This window comes from Pseudomonas sp. CM27, from assembly GCF_013179515.1.
Classification (GTDB): Bacteria; Pseudomonadota; Gammaproteobacteria; order Pseudomonadales; family Pseudomonadaceae; genus Aquipseudomonas.
Genome location: NZ_JABMCN010000048.1, coordinates 1 through 17,963, shown reverse-complemented (window position 1 = coordinate 17,963; position 17,963 = coordinate 1). Strand labels below are relative to the sequence as shown.

The following is a 17,963-nucleotide window of genomic DNA, read 5'->3' as shown; positions in this document are numbered from 1 at the left end:
AGTAGCTAACGTGCGTATTTCCACTGCTCAGTTCTATGAGGCCAGCGCCAGCAGCTACTCCAAGAACTTCTCCAGCATGAACAAGACCAACGACCAGGTCACCTCGGGCATTCGCATCCAGACTGCGGCCGATGACCCGGTCGGTGCCGCGCGCCTGCTGCTGCTGCAACAGCAGCAGTCGCTGCTGGACCAGTACAGCGGCAACATCAACACCGTCAGCAATGCCCTGCTGCAGGAAGAGAGCGTGCTCTCCACCATCAACGATGCCATGCAGCGTGCCAGCGAGCTGGCGATCCGCGCTGGTGGCGCCGGGGTGACCGACTCTGACCGTGTGGCGATCAGTACCGAGCTGAAAGAGATCGAAGCGAATATCTTCGGCCTGCTGAATTCGCGCGACGCCAACGGCGACTACATGTTCGGTGGCTCGAAGAGCGAGTCGCCGCCCTATGTGCGCAATTCCGATGGCACTTACAGCTACCACGGTGACCAGACCCAGCTGAGCCTGCAGGTGTCCGACACCCTGAACCTGGCCACCAACGACACCGGCTTCAGCGTCTTCGACTCGGCCAGCAACAAGAGCCGCACCCAGTCGACCCTGCTGGTGCCGGCCACTGACAATGGTGTGGTCGGCGTGTCGCCAGGGCTGATGACCTCGGGCAGCAGCTACAACAACAGCTTCACCGCCGGCCAGCCGTACAAGCTGACGTTTACCAGCGCAACCCAGTACACCATCACCGACGCCAGCGGCAAGGACATCACCTCGGAAACCGCCACCAACGGGACCTTCGACAGCAAGACCGAAGGCGCCAACAAGATTGGCCTGCGAGGCGTGGAGTTCGAAATCACCGTGACCCTGGAGGAGGGCGCCGATGCCGACGCCGCCGTGGCGGGCCGTGAGTTTTCCCTGGAAGCGCGTGCCGACTCGTTCAGCACCACCCGCAACGCCAGCAACACCTCTGGCGCTCAGGTCACCGGCAGCACCGTGACCGACGAAGCCGCCTACCGCAGCACCTTCCCCAGCAATGGTGCGGTGATCAAGTTCACGGGGCCGGGCGCCTACGAGTTCTACGCCCAGCCGCTGACTGCAGACAGCAAGCCGGTGGCCAAGGGTACCTTCACTGCGCCGTCGCTGACCGTGGCGGGTGTGACCTACCAGGTGTCCGGTTCGCCGGAGGCGGGGGACCAGTTTGCGGTCACTGCCAATACCCACCAGAACCAGAATGTGCTGGAAACCCTCAGCCAGCTGCGCGCAGCTTTGGACACGCCGGTGACCGGCACGGGCCAGGCCAATGCGTTGAAGGATTCGGTGGCCTCGGCAATCGCCAACCTGGCCAGCGCCCGTGAGCAGATCGACATCACCCGGGGTTCGATCGGCGCCCGTGGCAACTCGCTGGAGATCCAGCGCCAGGAGAACACCAGCCTGGGCCTGGCCAACAAGACCACCCAGAACGCCATCGGCAACACCGACATGTCGCAGGCCGCCATCACCCTGACTTTGCAGCAGGCCATGCTCGAGGCCTCGCAGCTGGCCTTCTCGCGCATCTCGCAGCTGAGCCTGTTCAACAAGCTCTGATCTGCCGTGCCGAACACCGGGGCTGCTTTGCAGCCCCGGTTTTTTCATGCCCGCAAAAACCTGGCCCCTGCACCCTCGGCACGGCTTTCGTAGCATTTCAATGTGACCAATGAGTCAAAACGTTCATCTTCCCTGTATTCTATGCAGCAGCTGTTGCAGCATTTTGTTACCGGTGCGCAGGCGAGCACTGCCTTCAGCCCCCAGCGGTGACGCTCCGGTATTTGGCGCCCTCAATTCATCGAGTGGTGGTCTTTGGCTGTTTTCATTGGGAAGCCAGAATGATTGGCATCAAAAGCATCGCGAGTTACGTGCCCACCGCTGGCCTGGACAACTACGTCCAGGGTGCGAAGTTCGGCAAGGACGAAGAGTTCATGTTCGGCAAGATCGGCGCGTCGTTCCTGCCGCGCAAGGCCGAAGAGCAGGAAACCTCCGACCTGTGCGTAGAAGCCGCCCAGGCACTGTTCGCCAGCAACCCTGACCTCGACCCGCAGTCGATCGATGCGTTGATCGTGGTCACCCAGAACGGCGACGAAGAAGGCCTGCCGCACACCGCCGCCATCGTCCAGAGCAAGCTTGGCCTGTCTACCCGCGTGGCGGCGTTCGACGTGTCGCTGGGCTGCTCCGGCTACGTATACGGCCTGTACGCGATCAAAGGGTTCATGGAAGCTGCCGGGCTGAAGAATGGCCTGCTGATCACCGCCGACCCGTATTCGAAGATCGTCGACCCGGAAGACCGCAACACCACCATGCTGTTCGGCGACGCCGCTACCGCCACCTGGATGGGTGAAGGTGCGGTGTGGAATCTGGGCGAGGCGCGTTTCGGCACCGACGGTTCCGGTGCCGAGCACCTGAAGGTGACCGATGGCAAGTTCTTCATGAACGGCCGCCAGGTGTTCAACTTTGCCCTGGTCAAGGTGCCGGCGCACCTGCATGAGCTGCTGGATGCCAGCGGCCTGAAGTCGTCGGATATCGACGCCTTCTGCATTCACCAGGGCAGTGCGGCGATTGTCGATGCCGTGGCTCGACGCTTCGAAGAGCAGCACCCTGAGAAGTTTGTGAAAGACATGCTGGAAACCGGCAATACCGTGTCCTCCAGCGTGCCGCTGCTGCTGCAGAAGCACATGCTTGACGGCAGCTGGAAGCGCGTGGCCATCAGCGGCTTTGGCGTGGGCCTGTCGTGGGGCTCGGCCATCCTGTACCGCGACTGACCCCTCAGCCAGTCCAGAAAAGCGCCCGGCGGCCACCGCCCGGCGCTTTTTTCATGCCCGAAATAAAATTACGGCCCTGGCTCAATCTCTGTGGGAGCGGGTTCACCCGCGAACACCGGCTAGGCCGGTGCCATCCACCGCGTTGCCTTCTTCGCGGGTGAACCCGCTCCCACAGAGAAGGGGGCCTTCAGTTTCGGCTTGAACGGTTTTTGACGCCAATAAACCGCCCTTAACCCCTTGATTTCTCAGGGCTGGCCTCGCGCCAGCATTTTTTTTCGAAAAAGCCCTCAAGCAACCCGCGCACCCGACGATAACTATTACGAAGGTTCTCTAGGCCAATCCGGCGGTTGCCAAGGCCGGAAGCCGCAGTACCCATCCAACGAGGATTTCGTCATGGCTTTAACTGTAAACACCAACATTGCGTCGATCACCACCCAGGGCAACCTGACCAAGGCCAGCAACGCTCAAACCACTTCGATGCAGCGTCTGTCCTCGGGTCTGCGTATCAACAGCGCCAAAGACGACGCTGCCGGCCTGCAAATCGCCAACCGTCTGACCAGCCAGATCAACGGCCTGGGTCAGGCAGTGAAGAACGCCAACGACGGTATCTCGATCGCCCAGACCGCCGAAGGCGCGATGCAGGCTTCGACCGACATCCTGCAGAAAATGCGTACCCTGGCCCTGTCCTCGGCTACTGGCTCCCTGAGCGCCGACGACCGTAAGTCGAACAACGACGAATACCAGGCTCTGACCGCTGAGCTGAACCGTATTTCCGACACCACCACCTTCGGTGGCCAGAAGCTGCTGGACGGTTCGTACGGCACCAAGGCCATTCAGGTTGGTGCAAACGCCAACGAAACCATCAACCTGACGCTGGACAACGTTTCGGCCAAGAGCATTGGTTCGCAGCAAATCAAGAGCGTGGGCATCACGCCTAGCGACACTGGCGTCGCCGGCGGTGATATCACTGTTACCGGTAACGGTCAGAGCAGTGATGTAAACATCAAGGCAGGTGCTTCGGCCAAGGAAATCGCCAAGACCCTGAATGGCGCAGTTGGCGGCTTGACCGCTACCGCAAGCACTGAAGTCGAATTCACCATCGATGAAGCTGCAATCGCTGCTGCTACCCCTGCCTCTGCCAACTTCAAGCTGGAGGTCGGTGGTCAGACTGTTGACTTCGTTGGTGTCACCGACACCGCCGGTCTTGCCGACCAGCTGAAGTCCAACGCTGCCAAGCTGGGTATCAGCGTCAACTACGACGAAACCAAGGGCACCCTGTCGGTCAAGTCCGACACCGGTGAAAACCTGAAATTCACCGCAGCCGATCCAGGTGCCGTTGCCGGTATCGAGGTTGCTTCCAAAGACGCTTCCGGTAAGCTCGGCACTGCAGCTGCACTGGATGCGGCTACCCTGATTGTCACGGGTGCAGTCAACCTGGACTCCGCTAAAGGCTACTCGCTGACCGGCGCTGGTGTTGAAGACCTGTTCGCAGGTACTGGTGTTACCGCAGCTACTTCGGCCAAGACCTCGATCGCCGAAACCAACGTGACCGACGCTACCTACGCTCAGAACGCTCTGGCCGTTATCGACAAAGCCATCGGCTCGATCGACAGCGTCCGTTCGGGCCTGGGTGCTACCCAGAACCGCCTGCAAACCACCGTCGACAACCTGCAGAACATCCAGAAGAACTCCACCGCTGCCCGCTCCACCGTGCAAGACGTTGACTTCGCTTCGGAAACTGCCGAGCTGACCAAGCAGCAGACCCTGCAACAGGCTTCGACCGCGATCCTGTCGCAGGCTAACCAGCTGCCATCTTCGGTCCTGAAACTGCTTCAGTAATTCAGGCGCCTGAGTAAAAGGTGAAAGGGCGCGTTTACGTGCCCTTTCACCTTTTTTGACATGAGGAGTTCGAAACATGGACATGAGTGTCAAGCTGAGCCAGGTGTATCCGACAGTGCTACCCCAAGCGCCAGTCGCTGATCGCGATCAGCCATTGCCTGCCAAGGTGCAGGAGGCCGCAGCCCCCGATAACAAGCCGCATTCGCGCGAAGACCTGGAAAAAGCGGTTGGCGAAATTCGTGATTTCGTTCAGTCGAGCCAGCGTCAGCTGGACTTTTCCATTGATGATGCCTCCGGTCGGGTCGTGGTCAAGGTAATAGCCACCCAGTCCGGTGAGGTAATCCGGCAGCTTCCGTCGGAACTTGCGCTGAAGTTGGCGGAAAGCCTCAGTGAGGCCAGCAGCCTGCTGTTCGATGATCAGGCGTAGGCTGGCATGATTTTTGTTGCTCTCGGCCCTTTGATGGATTTATCCGCCAAGGATCCGGCAGCTACTGAACAAGGAGAGCAATGATGGCAGGTACAACAGTCAGCGGTATTGGCTCGGGCATTGATACCCAGGCGATTGTCGAATCCCTGGTGGCCGCGCAGAAAGCGCCGAAGCAGGCGCAGATCAATACCCAAACGCTGAAGGCAACCACCACGTTGTCCTCTATCGGCAAGATCCAGGCGGCCCTGGATGCCTTCCGTGGTGCGTTGACCACGATGACAGACAGCAACAGCTTCGGCGGCCTGAGCCTGAAGTCCTCGGATGAGAAGGTTGCGACCGTCACCATGGGCACCGGGGCGGCCAACGGTTCGTTCAAGTTGATTGTCGACAAATTGGCGACCGCCTCCAAGGTTTCGACCAAGGTCTATGCCAACGGTGCGGGCTCGGTAGTCAATGGCGGTACCACGCCCACCACCCTGACGATGACCCAGGGTGGCAAGGCCTTCGACCTGAGCGTTCCCGCTGGTGCCACATTGCAGCAGGTGCGCGACAGCATCAACAGCCAGTTTGGTGTGGCTGGCCTCAGTGCCAACGTGCTGACGGATGCCAATGGGTCGCGCCTGATTGTCACCTCGACCAAGATGGGTGAGGGTTCGGACATTACCCTTTCGGGCAATTCGGGCATCGACACCGGTTATACCGTTGTCGACGAGCCTACCGACGCTGAATATACGCTCGACGGTATCGCCATGAAGTCCAAGACCAACGACATCAATGATGCCGTCAGTGGGCTCAATATCAAGTTGGTGGGCACTTCGCCGACAAGCGCTACGAGTGGTGAAAAGACAGCCACCATTCTCTCGCTGACTACCAGCACCACCACCTTGAAATCGGGCCTCAAGGGTTTCATCGATACCTACAACGCCTTGTTGACTGTGATGAACGCAGAAACCAAGGTTACCAAGAATCCCGATGGCACCATGACGGCTGCGGCGCTGACCGGCGATGCCACGATGCGCACGCTGATGACTTCCATTCGTGAAGAGCTCAATGCGGTGTCGGGCAACGGTACCTTGAAATCGCTTGCCGCCTTTGGCGTCACTTCTGCCCAGGATGGCGGTGCGTTAAGCCTGGACGACAAGAAGTGGGACAAGGCCGCCACCACCAACGCGGCGGACCTTACCAGTATCTTCAATGGCAAGGACGGCCTGTTGGCGCGTCTGCAAAAAGTCACCGAGCCATTTGCCAAGGCCGCTACCGGTACCCTTGCCGAGCGCTCCAAGGTCCTCAGCGAAAGCCTGACCAAGCTCAAGACCGAGCAGGACACCCTGGACGCCCGTATGGAAGCCCTGCAAAAAAGCCTGCAGGACAAGTACAACAACATGGACACCCTAGTCACTCAGCTGCGCCAGCAACAGAACTCGGTATTGAGCACGCTCAACGCACTGAACAAGTCGAACAGCGACGATTAAGCCGTGAACATCACGTGAAGTCCGGGCATGATGCCCGGCTTCATGTCATCGGCCGGTAAAGTTTTTCGCCAGCTGCCCGATACAGGGAATATCACCCCAACAAGCCTGCCCGCCACGAGGTCGCAAGATGAATCCCATGAGAGCCCTTCGTCAGTACCAGAAGGTCAATTCCCATGCCCAGATTTCCGAAGCCACGCCGCACCGCCTGGTGCAGATGCTGATGGAAGGCGGCCTCGATCGCATGGCCCAGGCCAAGGGTGCAATGGCGCGCGGTGATATCGCGGAAAAGGGCCTGATGCTGGGCAAGGCCATCGACATCATCATCGGCCTGCGCGACGGCCTGCAGCCGGAAAAAAGCGAAAACCCCGAGTACGTCGAAAAGCTCGACGCGCTGTATGTGTACATGACCAACCGCCTGATGCAGGCCAACGTCGAAAACGATGCCAGCATGATCGACGAAGTTGCCCAGCTACTGATCACCGTAAAAACCGGCTGGGACGGCATCGCCGACGCCCAACCTGCCAGCTGACGGCAAGGAGAATACCGTGACCGCACTGCAACGCCTCGATGACACCTGTGATGCCCTGGTCGGCGCCTTGAGCGAGCGAGACTGGGATGCCATTGCCCAGCTGGATGTGGCTTGCCGCACCTGCATCGACGAGGTGCTGGAAACCCACGCGATGGACCAGGCGTTGCTGCGCGAGAAGCTGGAAGGGGTGCTGGAGGTCTACCGCAACCTGATCGACGTGACAACCGGTGAGCGCCAGGCAATTGCGCAAGAGATGATGCAGATCAATCAGGCGAAAAATGCTTCGAAGGTTTACCATCTCTTCAGTTAAGATGCGCACAACTTAACAAAAGGCGCCATAAATTTGACTGTATGGCCCTTTTTGACTTTACTAGTGGCTGTTCTCGAATTTCAGACGTCCGAACACTGACCATTCAGTCGGAATGATGTCGAGCATGCCCCTGCAGGGCGCCGATATGACTAGGGAAGTTGCTATTGCATGTGGCGTGAAACCAAGATTCTGCTGATCGACGACGACAGCGCCCGCCGCCGCGACCTGGCGGTGGTGCTGAATTTCCTCGGCGAAGAAAACCTCGCTTGCTCAAGCCAGGATTGGCTGCAAGCGGTCGAGCCGCTGTCCTCGAGTCGCGAGATTTTGTGCGTGCTCGTTGGCACCGTGAATGCTCCGGGCAATCTCCTGGGGCTCGTTAAGACAGTGGCCGGGTGGGATGAGTTCCTTCCGGTTCTGCTTTTGGGTGAAATTTCTTCGGCCGAGCTGCCGGAAGAGCTTCGCCGTCGGGTCCTGTCCAATCTGGAAATGCCGCCCAGCTACAGCCAACTGCTGGATTCGCTGCACCGTGCCCAGGTCTATCGCGAGATGTACGACCAGGCGCGTGAGCGCGGCCGCCAGCGCGAGCCCAACCTGTTCCGCAGCCTGGTCGGCACCAGTCGTGCCATCCAGCATGTGCGGCAGATGATGCAGCAAGTGGCCGATACCGATGCCAGCGTGCTGATCCTGGGCGAATCCGGCACCGGCAAGGAAGTGGTGGCGCGCAACCTGCACTACCACTCCAAGCGCCGCGAAGCGCCGTTTGTGCCGGTGAACTGTGGCGCGATCCCGGCCGAGCTGCTGGAAAGCGAACTGTTCGGCCACGAGAAGGGCGCCTTTACCGGGGCGATCACCAGCCGTGCCGGGCGTTTCGAACTGGCCAACGGCGGTACCCTGTTCCTTGACGAAATCGGCGACATGCCGCTGCCGATGCAGGTCAAGCTGCTGCGTGTGCTGCAGGAGCGCACGTTCGAGCGCGTGGGCAGCAACAAGACCCAGAGCATTGACGTACGCATCATTGCCGCGACCCACAAAAACCTCGAGAACATGATCGAGGACGGCACCTTCCGCGAAGACCTGTATTACCGCCTTAACGTATTCCCGATCGAGATGGCCCCGTTGCGCGAGCGGGTCGAAGACATCCCGTTGCTGATGAACGAGCTGATCTCGCGCATGGAGCACGAGAAGCGCGGCTCCATCCGCTTCAACTCGGCCTCGATCATGTCGCTGTGCCGTCATGGCTGGCCGGGCAACGTGCGTGAGCTGGCCAACCTGGTCGAGCGCATGGCGATCATGCACCCGTACGGGGTGATCGGCGTGTCCGAGCTGCCGAAGAAATTCCGTTACGTCGATGATGAAGACGAGCAGATGGTCGACAGCCTGCGCAGTGACCTGGAAGAGCGTGTGGCGATCAATGGCCATGCGCCAAGCTTCAGCAACCACGCCATGCTGCCGCCTGAAGGCCTGGACCTGAAAGATTACCTTGGCAGCCTGGAACAGGGGTTGATCCAGCAGGCGCTGGACGATGCCAACGGTATTGTTGCGCGCGCGGCTGAGCGTTTGCGCATTCGCCGTACCACCTTGGTCGAGAAAATGCGCAAGTACGGCATGAGCCGCCAGGGTGGCGAGGAGCAGGCCGAGGATTGAAGTCCGGCGCACGCCTGTGCGGGCCCTTTCGCGGGTGAACCCGCTCCCACAGGTACCGCGCAGGCCTGTAGGAGCGGGTTCTCCCGCGAAGAGACCAGCACAGGCACTGCACAAGTCTCGAACCCCGCGCTGATCCTGTGGGAGCGGGTTCACCCGCGAAGAGGCCGGCACAGTCCAGCCAAATCCCCATCCCCGGCACGGCTATTGCTACACCGCTGGCAACACACCGTTTTTATGACGGTCAGCCACGCGAGAGAGCACGATGCCCCAGGCCGCCCACCTATCCCGAGCCCCCGATCCGCAGGGGCAAACCCCGGTCGAGCCGGACAGCCGCCCGGGCATCGAGCATGCCTTCGCCCTGTTCAACCAGGTGTCCAGCCAGCTCAGCCAGTCCTACAGCCTGCTCGAAGCCCGGGTCAGTGAGCTCAAGGGGGAGCTGGCCGTGGTCAGCGCCCAGCGCATCGCCGAGCTCAACGAAAAGGAACGCCTGGCCAACCGCCTGCAAAACCTGCTGGACCTGCTGCCCGGTGGGGTGATCGTGATCGATGGCCAGGGCCTGGTGCGCGAAGCCAACCCGGCCGCCTGCGACTTGCTCGGCGAGCCGCTGATCGGCCAGCTGTGGCGCCAGGTGATCGCCCGCAGCTTCGCCCCGCGCAAGGACGACGGCCACGAAGTCTCGCTGCGCGACGGCCGCCGGCTGTCCATCGCCACCCGCTCGCTGGACGCCGAACCCGGTCAGCTGGTGCTGCTCAACGACCTGACTGAAACCCGGCGCCTGCAAGACCAGCTGGCCCGCCACGAGCGGCTGTCGTCACTGGGGCGCATGGTCGCCTCGCTGGCCCATCAGATCCGTACACCGCTGTCGGCAGCCATGCTGTACGCCAGTCACCTGGCCGATCCCGAGCAGGCCCTGAGCGCGGAAACCCGCCAACGCTTCGCCGGCACTCTGAAGGAGCGCCTGCACGAGCTGGAGCACCAGGTGCGTGACATGCTGGTGTTCGCCCGTGGCGAGCTGCCGCTGGGTGACCGAATTACCCCCAAAGGCCTGTTCCAGGCCTTGCAGCAAGCCGCCCAGGCGCATGTGCAAGGGCACGCCGTGCGCTGGCAGTGTGACAGCCACCTTGGCGAGCTGCTGTGCAACCGCGACACCTTGGTCGGTGCCTTGCTCAACCTGATCGAGAATGCCTTGCAAGCCAGCGATGGCCCGGCGCGGCTGAAGGTGCACCTGTTCCGCCGCGAGCACACCTTGCATTTGTGCATCAGCGACGCGGGCTGTGGCATCGACGCCGATCTGCTCGGCCGCCTGGGTGAGCCGTTCCTCACCACCAAGGCCACCGGCACCGGTCTGGGCCTGGCGGTGGTCAAGGCAGTCGTGCGGGCGCACCAGGGCACGCTGTGCCTGCGCTCGAAAGTGGGCCGCGGCACCTGTGTACGGGTCGAGCTGCCGTTGATCGACGGGCAACCGTCGGAGGGCGTGTAATGCCAATCAAGGTGCTGCTGGTCGAGGACGACCGCGTATTGCGCCAGGCGCTGGGCGACACCCTGGAAATCGGCGGTTTCGCCTACCAGGCGGTGGGCAGTGCCGAAGAAGCGCTGGAGGCGGTGCTGGAAGAAGCCTTCAGCCTGGTGGTCAGTGATGTGAACATGCCCGGCATGGACGGGCACCAGCTGCTGGCCCAGCTGCGCCGCCAGCAACCACAGTTGCCGGTGCTGCTGATGACCGCGCACGCCGCGGTCGAGCGAGCCGTCGAGGCCATGCGCCAAGGCGCCGCCGACTACCTGGTCAAACCGTTCGAGCCCAGGGCGCTGCTCAGCCTGGTCGAGCGACATGCTGCCGGGCGGGTGGCGAACGACGAAGGCCCGGTGGCCTGCGAGCCGGCCAGTCGCCAGTTGCTGGAGCTGGCCGCCCGGGTGGCGCGCAGTGACTCCACCGTGCTGATTTCCGGTGAGTCCGGGACCGGCAAGGAAGTGCTGGCGCGCTACATTCACCAGCAGTCGCCACGGGCAGCGCAGCCCTTTGTGGCGATCAACTGCGCGGCCATCCCCGACAACATGCTCGAGGCCACGCTGTTCGGCCACGAGAAGGGCGCCTTCACTGGTGCCATTGCCGCGCAGGCGGGCAAGTTCGAGCAGGCCGAAGGCGGCACCTTGCTGCTCGACGAGATTTCGGAAATGCCCATGGCCTTGCAGGCCAAGCTGCTGCGCGTGTTGCAGGAGCGCGAGGTGGAGCGGGTAGGCGGGCGTAAGCCAATCAGCCTCGATATTCGGGTGCTGGCCACCACCAACCGTGACCTGTTCGGTGAAGTGACAGCCGGGCGTTTCCGTGAGGATCTTTACTATCGCCTGTCAGTGTTCCCCCTGGCCTGGCAGCCGCTGCGCGAGCGCCCAGGCGACATTCTGCAGCTCGCCGAACGCCTGCTGGCGCGGCATGCGGCCAAGATGAAGCATGCTCCCGTGCGCCTGTCGCCGCAGGCCCGCGCGTGCCTGCAGGCGTATGCGTGGCCGGGCAACGTGCGGGAGCTGGACAACGCCCTGCAGCGGGCGCTGATCCTGCAGCAGGGTGGGGTGATCGAGGCGGCGGATTTCTGTCTGGCAGGCGCCATTCCATTGTCGGCCGGCACCGAGCCATCCCTTGAGGTGGTTGCGCAAGCCAGCGGGCTGGGTGATGACATGCGTCGCCACGAGTACCAGATGATCATCGACACCCTGCGCGCCGAGCGCGGCCGCCGCAAAGAGGCGGCCGAACGCCTCGGCATCAGCCCGCGCACCCTGCGTTACAAGCTGGCTCAGATGCGTGATGCCGGGTTTGACGTCGAGGCCAGCCTGTTCGGCTGAAGATCGAAGGGGCTGCTGCGCAGCCCATCGCCGGCAAGCCAGCTCCCACAGAGACCGCATTGGCTTGAAGCCTGCACTTTACCTGTGGGAGCCCGGCATGCCGGCGATGGGGCGCGAAGCGGCCCTGATAAACTGGCATTCAAGGCTGGCACCTTTGTTGCTTTACGTAGGCTATCCGCCGCATGAGTGTCAAAAAAATGCGGCCGCAGGAGAGAGAAGGTCATGAGCCAAGGTGTTGAATTCAATCGTCTGATGCTGGACATGCGGGCCATGCAGGCCGATGCCATGTCGCTGCCAAAAGTCACTGCCGCGCCCGAACTGGCGCCAGGGCAGAGCAGCTTTGCAGACATGCTGGGCCAGGCCATCGGCAAGGTGCATGAGACGCAGCAGGCCTCGACCCAGCTGGCCAACGCCTTCGAGATCGGCAAGAGCGGCGTCGACCTGACCGACGTGATGATCGCTTCGCAAAAGGCCAGCGTATCGATGCAGGCCATGACCCAGGTGCGCAACAAGCTGGTCCAGGCGTACCAGGACATCATGCAGATGCCGGTTTGAGGACGGACGTAACCCATGGCTGAAGCAGTCGTCGACAACGCCCCTGCCAAAACCGGCTCGCCGGCGGCCAAGCCGCCGCTGTTCGGCATGGCGTCCCTGGAAAACATCGCGAAGATGCCCATGCTGCGTCAGGTCGGCCTCATGGTCGGCCTGGCCGCCAGCGTGGCGATCGGCTTTGCCGTGGTGCTGTGGTCGCAACAACCCGACTACCGGCCGCTGTACGGCAGCTTGTCGGGCATGGACACCAAGCAGGTCATGGACACCCTGGCCGCTGCCGACATCCCCTACAACGTTGAACCCAATTCCGGCGCGCTGCTGGTCAAGGCCGACGACCTCTCCCGTGCGCGCCTGAAACTGGCTGCCGCCGGCGTGGCGCCGAGCGACGGCAATGTCGGTTTCGAACTGCTCGACAAGGAGCAGGGCCTGGGCACCAGCCAGTTCATGGAAGCCACCCGCTACCGTCGCAGCCTGGAAGGCGAACTGGCGCGCACCGTGTCCAGCCTGAACAACGTCAAGGCTGCCCGCGTGCACCTGGCCATCCCGAAAAGCTCGGTGTTCGTGCGTGACGAACGCAAGCCCAGCGCCTCGGTACTGGTCGAGCTGTACCCGGGCCGTGCCCTGGAAGCCGGGCAGGTGATGGCCATCGTCAACCTGGTCGCCACCAGCGTGCCGGAGCTGGACAAGTCACAGGTCACCGTGGTCGACCAGAAGGGCACCTTGCTGTCCGAGCAGTTGCAGGATTCGGCCCTGACCGAGGCCGGCAAGCAGTACGACTACAGCCGCCGCATGGAAAGCATGCTGACCCAGCGCGTGCGCAATATCCTGCAGCCGGTACTGGGCAATGATCGCTACAAGGCCGAAGTGTCTGCCGACCTGGACTTCAGCGCTGTCGAATCGACTGCCGAGCAGTTCAACCCCGACCAGCCGGCGTTGCGCAGCGAGCAGTCGGTGGACGAGCAGCGCGCCAGCAGCCAAGGCCCGCAGGGCGTGCCCGGCGCGCTGAGCAACCAGCCGCCCGGCGCTGCCTCGGCCCCGCAGACCACCGGTGGCGCGGCCACCCCGGCCGCCGCCATTCAGCCAGGCCAGCCGCTGGTGGATGCCAACGGCCAGCAGATCATGGACCCGGCCACCGGCCAGCCGATGCTCGCGCCGTACCCTGCGGACAAGCGCCAGCAAAGCACCAGAAACTTCGAGCTGGACCGTTCCATCAGCCACACCCGCCAGCAGCAGGGGCGCATGACCCGCCTGTCGGTGGCGGTGGTGGTGGACGACCAGGTCAAGATCGACCCGGCTACTGGCGACACCACCCGTGCGCCGTGGGCTGCCGAGGACCTGGCACGCTTTACCCGCCTGGTGCAGGACGCTGTCGGCTTCGACGCCAGCCGGGGCGACAGCGTGACGGTGATCAACGTGCCGTTCGCCGTCGACCGTGGCGAAGAAATCGCCGAGATCGCCTTCTACCAGCAGCCGTGGTTCTGGGACATCGTCAAGCAGGTGCTGGGCGTGGTGTTCATCCTGGTGCTGGTGTTCGGCGTGCTGCGGCCGGTGCTTAACAACATCACAGGGGGCGGCAAGCAGGCTGCCCCGGATAGCGACATGGAGCTGGGCGGCATGATGGGGCTCGATGGCGAACTGGCCAACGATCGCGTCAGCCTGGGTGGCCCGACAAGCATTCTGCTGCCTAGCCCGAGCGAGGGTTACGAGGCACAGCTCAACGCAATCAAAGGCCTGGTGGCCGAAGACCCGGGCCGTGTTGCCCAGGTCGTGAAAGACTGGATCAACGCCGATGAGTGATAACCGAGCCGTTACCGCCAAGCTGAGCCGCGTCGACAAAGCGGCGATCCTTCTGCTCTCGCTGGGCGAGACCGATGCCGCCCAGGTGCTGCGGCACATGGGCCCCAAGGAAGTGCAGCGGGTGGGCGTGGCCATGGCGCAGATGGGCAATGTGCACCGTGACCAGGTCGAGCAGGTGATGAGCGAGTTCGTCGACATCGTCGGCGACCAGACCAGCCTGGGGGTGGGCTCGGATGCCTACATCCGCAAGATGCTCAACCAGGCGCTGGGCGAAGACAAGGCTAACGGCCTGGTCGACCGCATCCTGCTGGGCGGCAACACCAGCGGCCTGGACAGCCTGAAGTGGATGGAGCCACGCGCCGTGGCCGACGTGATCCGCTACGAGCACCCGCAGATCCAGGCCATCGTGGTGGCCTACCTGGACCCCGACCAGGCCGGTGAAGTGCTGAGCAATTTCGACCACAAGGTGCGCCTGGACATCGTCTTGCGCGTGTCGTCGCTGAACACCGTGCAGCCGGCGGCATTGAAAGAGCTGAACCAGATCCTCGAGAAGCAGTTCTCGGGCAACTCCAACGCTGCGCGCACCACCCTGGGCGGCATCAAGCGCGCCGCCGACATCATGAACTTCCTCGACAGTTCGGTGGAAGGTGCACTGATGGACGCGATCCGCGAAATCGACAGCGACCTGTCGGAGCAGATCGAAGACCTGATGTTCGTCTTCAACAACCTGGCCGATGTCGACGACCGCGGTATCCAGGCACTGCTGCGCGAAGTGTCGTCCGACGTGCTGGTGGTGTCGCTCAAGGGCGCCGACGAGCGGGTCAAGGACAAGATCTTCAAGAACATGTCCAAGCGTGCCTCGGAGCTGCTGCGCGACGACCTGGAGGCCAAGGGGCCGGTACGGGTCAGCGACGTGGAAACGGCGCAGAAGGAAATCCTCACCATCGCCCGCCGCATGGCCGAGGCCGGCGAGATCGTGCTCGGCGGCAAAGGCGCCGAGGAAATGATCTGATCCAGAGGGCGACGCGGTCCCTGTAGGAGCGGCCTTGTGTCGCGAAAGGGCTGCGAAGCAGCCCCGACTATAGCTACTGCGAAGCTGAAATCTGGGGCTGCTCCGCAGCCCTTTCGCGACACAAGGCCGCTCCTACAGGGGGCGCGTTGGTTGCTGCTGGCTTTTGAGTATCTGAAAACATGTCCACCAAAGAACATCACCCCAGCGACCTGATCCGCGCCCGCGACCTCGAAGGCGTGGACGTGTGGAGGCTGCCCAGCTTCGACCCGGAGCCCGAGTACGTACCCGAGCCCGAGCCGGAACCCGAGGTGATCGAGGAAGAAGTCGAGGAAGTGCCGCTGGAAGAAGTCCAGCCACTGACCCTGGAAGAACTCGAGGCCATCCGCCAGGAAGCCTACAACGAAGGTTTCGCCACCGGTGAGCGCGAGGGCTTCCACAGCACCCAGCTGAAGGTTCGCCAGGAAGCCGAAGAGGCCCTTAAGGCGAAGCTGGTCGGTCTTGAGCGGCTGATGGCCAACCTGATGGAGCCCATCGCCGAGCAGGACACGCAGATCGAGAAATCCCTCGTGCACCTGGTGGCGCACATGACCCGCCAGGTAATCGGCCGTGAACTGCGCAGTGACTCCAGCCAGATCACCCAGGTGCTGCGCGAAGCGCTGAAGCTGCTGCCCATGGGCGCGGACAATATCCGCATCCACCTCAACCCGCAGGATTTCGAGCTGGCCAAGGCCTTGCGCGAACGCCATGAGGAAAACTGGCGGCTGCTCGAAGACAGCGCGCTGCTGCCCGGCGGCTGTCGCATCGAGACGGCCCATAGCCGCATTGATGCCAGCATGGAAACCCGCATCGAGAAGGCCGTGGCACAACTGTTCGACCAGCTGCACGACCATTCCCTGCACCCTGCCGCGCCAGACATGGCGGTAGACCTGGATGCCCCGCTCGAGCGTTCTGTGGATGGCCCGGATGCGCCTTGAACGCACCACTTTCGGCAAGCGTCTCGGCAGCTACGCCGAAGCCATCGAGCTGCCGACCCAGCCCATTGTCGAAGGCCGCCTGTTGCGTATGGTCGGCCTCACCCTGGAAGCCGAAGGGCTGCGCGCCGCCGTAGGCAGCCGCTGCCTGGTGATCAACGACGACAGCTACCACCCGGTGCAGGTCGAGGCTGAAGTCATGGGCTTTGCCGGGCCCAAGATATTCCTGATGCCGGTCGGCAGCATCGTCGGCATCGCCCCGGGCGCCAGGGTGGTGCCGCTGGATGACGGCGGCCGGCTGCCGATGGGCATGAGCATGCTCGGCCGGGTGCTCGATGGCGCCGGCCGCGCGCTGGATGGCAAAGGCGGGATGAAGGCCGAGGACTGGGTGCCGATGGACGGCCCGGTGATCAACCCGCTCAACCGCGACCCCATCAGCAAGCCGCTGGACGTGGGTATCCGCAGCATCAATGGCCTGCTCACCGTCGGCCGTGGCCAGCGCCTGGGCCTGTTCGCCGGTACCGGGGTAGGTAAATCGGTGTTGCTGGGCATGATGACCCGCTTCACCGAAGCCGACATCATCGTGGTTGGCCTGATCGGCGAGCGCGGTCGCGAGGTGAAGGAATTCATCGAGCATATCCTCGGTGAAGAAGGCCTCAAGCGCTCGGTGGTGGTGGCGTCGCCCGCCGACGATGCGCCACTGATGCGCCTGCGTGCCGCCATGTACTGCACGCGTATTGCCGAATATTTCCGCGACAAGGGCAAGAATGTGCTGTTGCTGATGGACTCTTTGACCCGCTTTGCCCAGGCCCAGCGGGAAATTGCCTTGGCCATCGGCGAGCCGCCCGCCACCCGGGGATACCCACCGTCGGTATTCGCCAAGCTGCCCAAGCTGGTGGAGCGGGCCGGTAACGGCGAGGCGGGTGGTGGTTCGATTACTGCGTTCTACACCGTGCTGTCCGAAGGCGACGACCAGCAGGACCCGATCGCCGACTCGGCGCGTGGTGTGCTCGACGGCCACTTCGTGCTGTCGCGCCGGCTGGCCGAGGAAGGCCATTACCCCGCCATCGATATCGAGGCCTCGATCAGCCGGGTCATGCCGCAGGTGGTCGATGCCGATCATTTGCGCCAGGCGCAGAAGTTCAAGCAGTTGTGGTCGCGCCTGTCGCAAAGCCGCGACCTGATCAGCGTGGGCGCCTACGTGCCCGGCGGCGACCCGGAAACCGACCTGGCGATTGCCTTGCAATCCAGGCTGGTGGAGTTCTTGCGCCAAGGCCTGCGCGAGAACGTGGGCATGGCGCAGAGCCGCGACCAGCTGGGGGCGATCTTCTCGCCCCCGGCGGGCTGATAGGCCATGGCGCTGCCTGGGCGCGCCGCGCGCCTGGCGCCGGTGGTGGACATGGCCGAGGAGGCCGAGCGCAAGGCAGCGCAGCGCCTTGGGCATTTCCAGCAGCAGGTGACCACGGCGCAGGCCAAGCTGGCCGAACTGGAGCGTTTTCGCGAGGATTACCAATTGCAGTGGATCAACCGCGGCGGGCAGGGCGTCAATGGCAGCTGGCTGGTCAATTACCAGCGCTTCCTGGGGCAGCTGGAAACGGCCATGACCCAGCAGCGCCAGAGCCTGGTGTGGCACCAGAACAACCTCAACAACGCCCGCGGCACCTGGCAGCAGGCCTATGCCCGGGTGGAAGGTTTGCGCAAACTGGTGCAGCGCTATATGGACGAGGCCCGGCGCGCCGAAGACAAGCGCGAGCAGCGCTTGCTGGACGAGCTTTCCCAGCGCCTGCCGCGGCA

16 protein-coding genes are annotated in these 17,963 nt (G+C 62.9%); all 16 read left to right on the top strand.

Going from position 1 to position 17,963, the window contains the following annotated elements:
- Positions 1-10 precede the first annotated feature (10 nt).
- Positions 11-1,573 (top strand): flagellar hook-associated protein 3, encoded by a 1,563-nt coding sequence (locus HP547_RS08450; protein ID WP_172286025.1) that lies wholly within the window; start codon positions 11-13, stop codon positions 1,571-1,573.
- 278 nt (positions 1,574-1,851) lie between these two features.
- A complete protein-coding gene (locus HP547_RS08445; protein ID WP_172223920.1) occupies positions 1,852-2,781 on the top strand; it encodes a ketoacyl-ACP synthase III in 930 nt (309 codons plus the stop codon).
- Between the two features lie 393 nt (positions 2,782-3,174).
- Positions 3,175-4,620, top strand: coding sequence for a flagellin (locus tag HP547_RS08440; RefSeq protein ID WP_172286024.1), 1,446 nt, complete (start codon positions 3,175-3,177; stop codon positions 4,618-4,620).
- A 76-nt stretch (positions 4,621-4,696) separates the two neighbouring features.
- Complete coding sequence (locus tag HP547_RS08435; RefSeq protein ID WP_172223913.1) at positions 4,697-5,047, top strand: flagellar protein FlaG; 351 nt, start codon at positions 4,697-4,699, stop codon at positions 5,045-5,047.
- An 83-nt stretch (positions 5,048-5,130) separates the two neighbouring features.
- Positions 5,131-6,519 (top strand): flagellar filament capping protein FliD, encoded by a 1,389-nt coding sequence (gene fliD / locus HP547_RS08430; protein ID WP_172223908.1) that lies wholly within the window; start codon positions 5,131-5,133, stop codon positions 6,517-6,519.
- A gap of 127 nt (positions 6,520-6,646) precedes the next feature.
- On the top strand, positions 6,647-7,048 hold the full coding sequence (gene fliS, locus HP547_RS08425) for a flagellar export chaperone FliS (RefSeq protein ID WP_172223903.1): 402 nt from the start codon (positions 6,647-6,649) through the stop codon (positions 7,046-7,048).
- A 16-nt stretch (positions 7,049-7,064) separates the two neighbouring features.
- Positions 7,065-7,358 (top strand): flagellar protein FliT, encoded by a 294-nt coding sequence (locus HP547_RS08420; protein ID WP_172223899.1) that lies wholly within the window; start codon positions 7,065-7,067, stop codon positions 7,356-7,358.
- 168 nt (positions 7,359-7,526) lie between these two features.
- Positions 7,527-9,002 (top strand): transcriptional regulator FleQ, encoded by a 1,476-nt coding sequence (gene fleQ, locus HP547_RS08415; RefSeq protein WP_172223897.1) that lies wholly within the window; start codon positions 7,527-7,529, stop codon positions 9,000-9,002.
- A gap of 262 nt (positions 9,003-9,264) precedes the next feature.
- The gene (locus HP547_RS08410; protein ID WP_172286023.1) at positions 9,265-10,482 is read left to right on the top strand and encodes a PAS domain-containing sensor histidine kinase; all 1,218 of its coding nucleotides are present in this window, start codon (positions 9,265-9,267) and stop codon (positions 10,480-10,482) included.
- Complete coding sequence (locus HP547_RS08405; RefSeq protein WP_172223889.1) at positions 10,482-11,837, top strand: sigma-54 dependent transcriptional regulator; 1,356 nt, start codon at positions 10,482-10,484, stop codon at positions 11,835-11,837. The genes HP547_RS08410 and HP547_RS08405 overlap by 1 nt, the downstream gene beginning before the upstream one ends.
- Before the next feature lie 222 nt (positions 11,838-12,059).
- Entirely contained in the window at positions 12,060-12,392 is a 333-nt protein-coding gene (gene fliE, locus HP547_RS08400; protein WP_172223884.1) for a flagellar hook-basal body complex protein FliE, read from the top strand.
- 15 nt (positions 12,393-12,407) lie between these two features.
- The gene (fliF, locus tag HP547_RS08395) at positions 12,408-14,186 is read left to right on the top strand and encodes a flagellar basal-body MS-ring/collar protein FliF (RefSeq protein ID WP_172230514.1); all 1,779 of its coding nucleotides are present in this window, start codon (positions 12,408-12,410) and stop codon (positions 14,184-14,186) included.
- Positions 14,179-15,198 carry a flagellar motor switch protein FliG gene (gene fliG, locus HP547_RS08390; RefSeq protein WP_003254434.1) on the top strand — a complete coding sequence of 340 codons (1,020 nt, stop codon included), beginning with the start codon at positions 14,179-14,181 and terminating at the stop codon, positions 15,196-15,198. Before fliF ends, fliG begins: the two co-directional genes overlap by 8 nt.
- A 179-nt stretch (positions 15,199-15,377) precedes the next feature.
- Positions 15,378-16,172, top strand: a complete 795-nt coding sequence (gene fliH / locus HP547_RS08385; RefSeq protein WP_172286022.1) for a flagellar assembly protein FliH — start codon at positions 15,378-15,380, stop codon at positions 16,170-16,172.
- On the top strand, positions 16,162-17,517 hold the full coding sequence (gene fliI / locus HP547_RS08380; protein ID WP_172230508.1) for a flagellar protein export ATPase FliI: 1,356 nt from the start codon (positions 16,162-16,164) through the stop codon (positions 17,515-17,517). The genes fliH and fliI overlap by 11 nt, the downstream gene beginning before the upstream one ends.
- Positions 17,518-17,523: 6 nt before the next feature.
- Positions 17,524-17,963 (top strand): flagellar export protein FliJ (gene fliJ, locus HP547_RS08375; protein WP_172286021.1); only part of this gene is annotated, 440 nt, incomplete at its 3' end.

Excerpts from the sequence above, each read along its gene's own strand:
- HP547_RS08445 (WP_172223920.1), top strand. The coding sequence starts at position 1,852 with ATGATTGGCATCAAAAGCATCGCGAGTTACGTGCCCACCGCTGGCCTG.
- HP547_RS08440 (WP_172286024.1), top strand. The coding sequence starts at position 3,175 with ATGGCTTTAACTGTAAACACCAACATTGCGTCGATCACCACCCAGGGC.
- HP547_RS08435 (WP_172223913.1), top strand. The coding sequence starts at position 4,697 with ATGGACATGAGTGTCAAGCTGAGCCAGGTGTATCCGACAGTGCTACCC.
- fliD (WP_172223908.1), top strand. The coding sequence starts at position 5,131 with ATGGCAGGTACAACAGTCAGCGGTATTGGCTCGGGCATTGATACCCAG.
- fliS (WP_172223903.1), top strand. The coding sequence starts at position 6,647 with ATGAATCCCATGAGAGCCCTTCGTCAGTACCAGAAGGTCAATTCCCAT.
- fleQ (WP_172223897.1), top strand. The coding sequence starts at position 7,527 with ATGTGGCGTGAAACCAAGATTCTGCTGATCGACGACGACAGCGCCCGC.
- HP547_RS08410 (WP_172286023.1), top strand. The coding sequence starts at position 9,265 with ATGCCCCAGGCCGCCCACCTATCCCGAGCCCCCGATCCGCAGGGGCAA.
- HP547_RS08405 (WP_172223889.1), top strand. The coding sequence starts at position 10,482 with ATGCCAATCAAGGTGCTGCTGGTCGAGGACGACCGCGTATTGCGCCAG.
- fliE (WP_172223884.1), top strand. The coding sequence starts at position 12,060 with ATGAGCCAAGGTGTTGAATTCAATCGTCTGATGCTGGACATGCGGGCC.
- fliF (WP_172230514.1), top strand. The coding sequence starts at position 12,408 with ATGGCTGAAGCAGTCGTCGACAACGCCCCTGCCAAAACCGGCTCGCCG.
- fliG (WP_003254434.1), top strand. The coding sequence starts at position 14,179 with ATGAGTGATAACCGAGCCGTTACCGCCAAGCTGAGCCGCGTCGACAAA.
- fliH (WP_172286022.1), top strand. The coding sequence starts at position 15,378 with ATGTCCACCAAAGAACATCACCCCAGCGACCTGATCCGCGCCCGCGAC.
- fliI (WP_172230508.1), top strand. The coding sequence starts at position 16,162 with ATGCGCCTTGAACGCACCACTTTCGGCAAGCGTCTCGGCAGCTACGCC.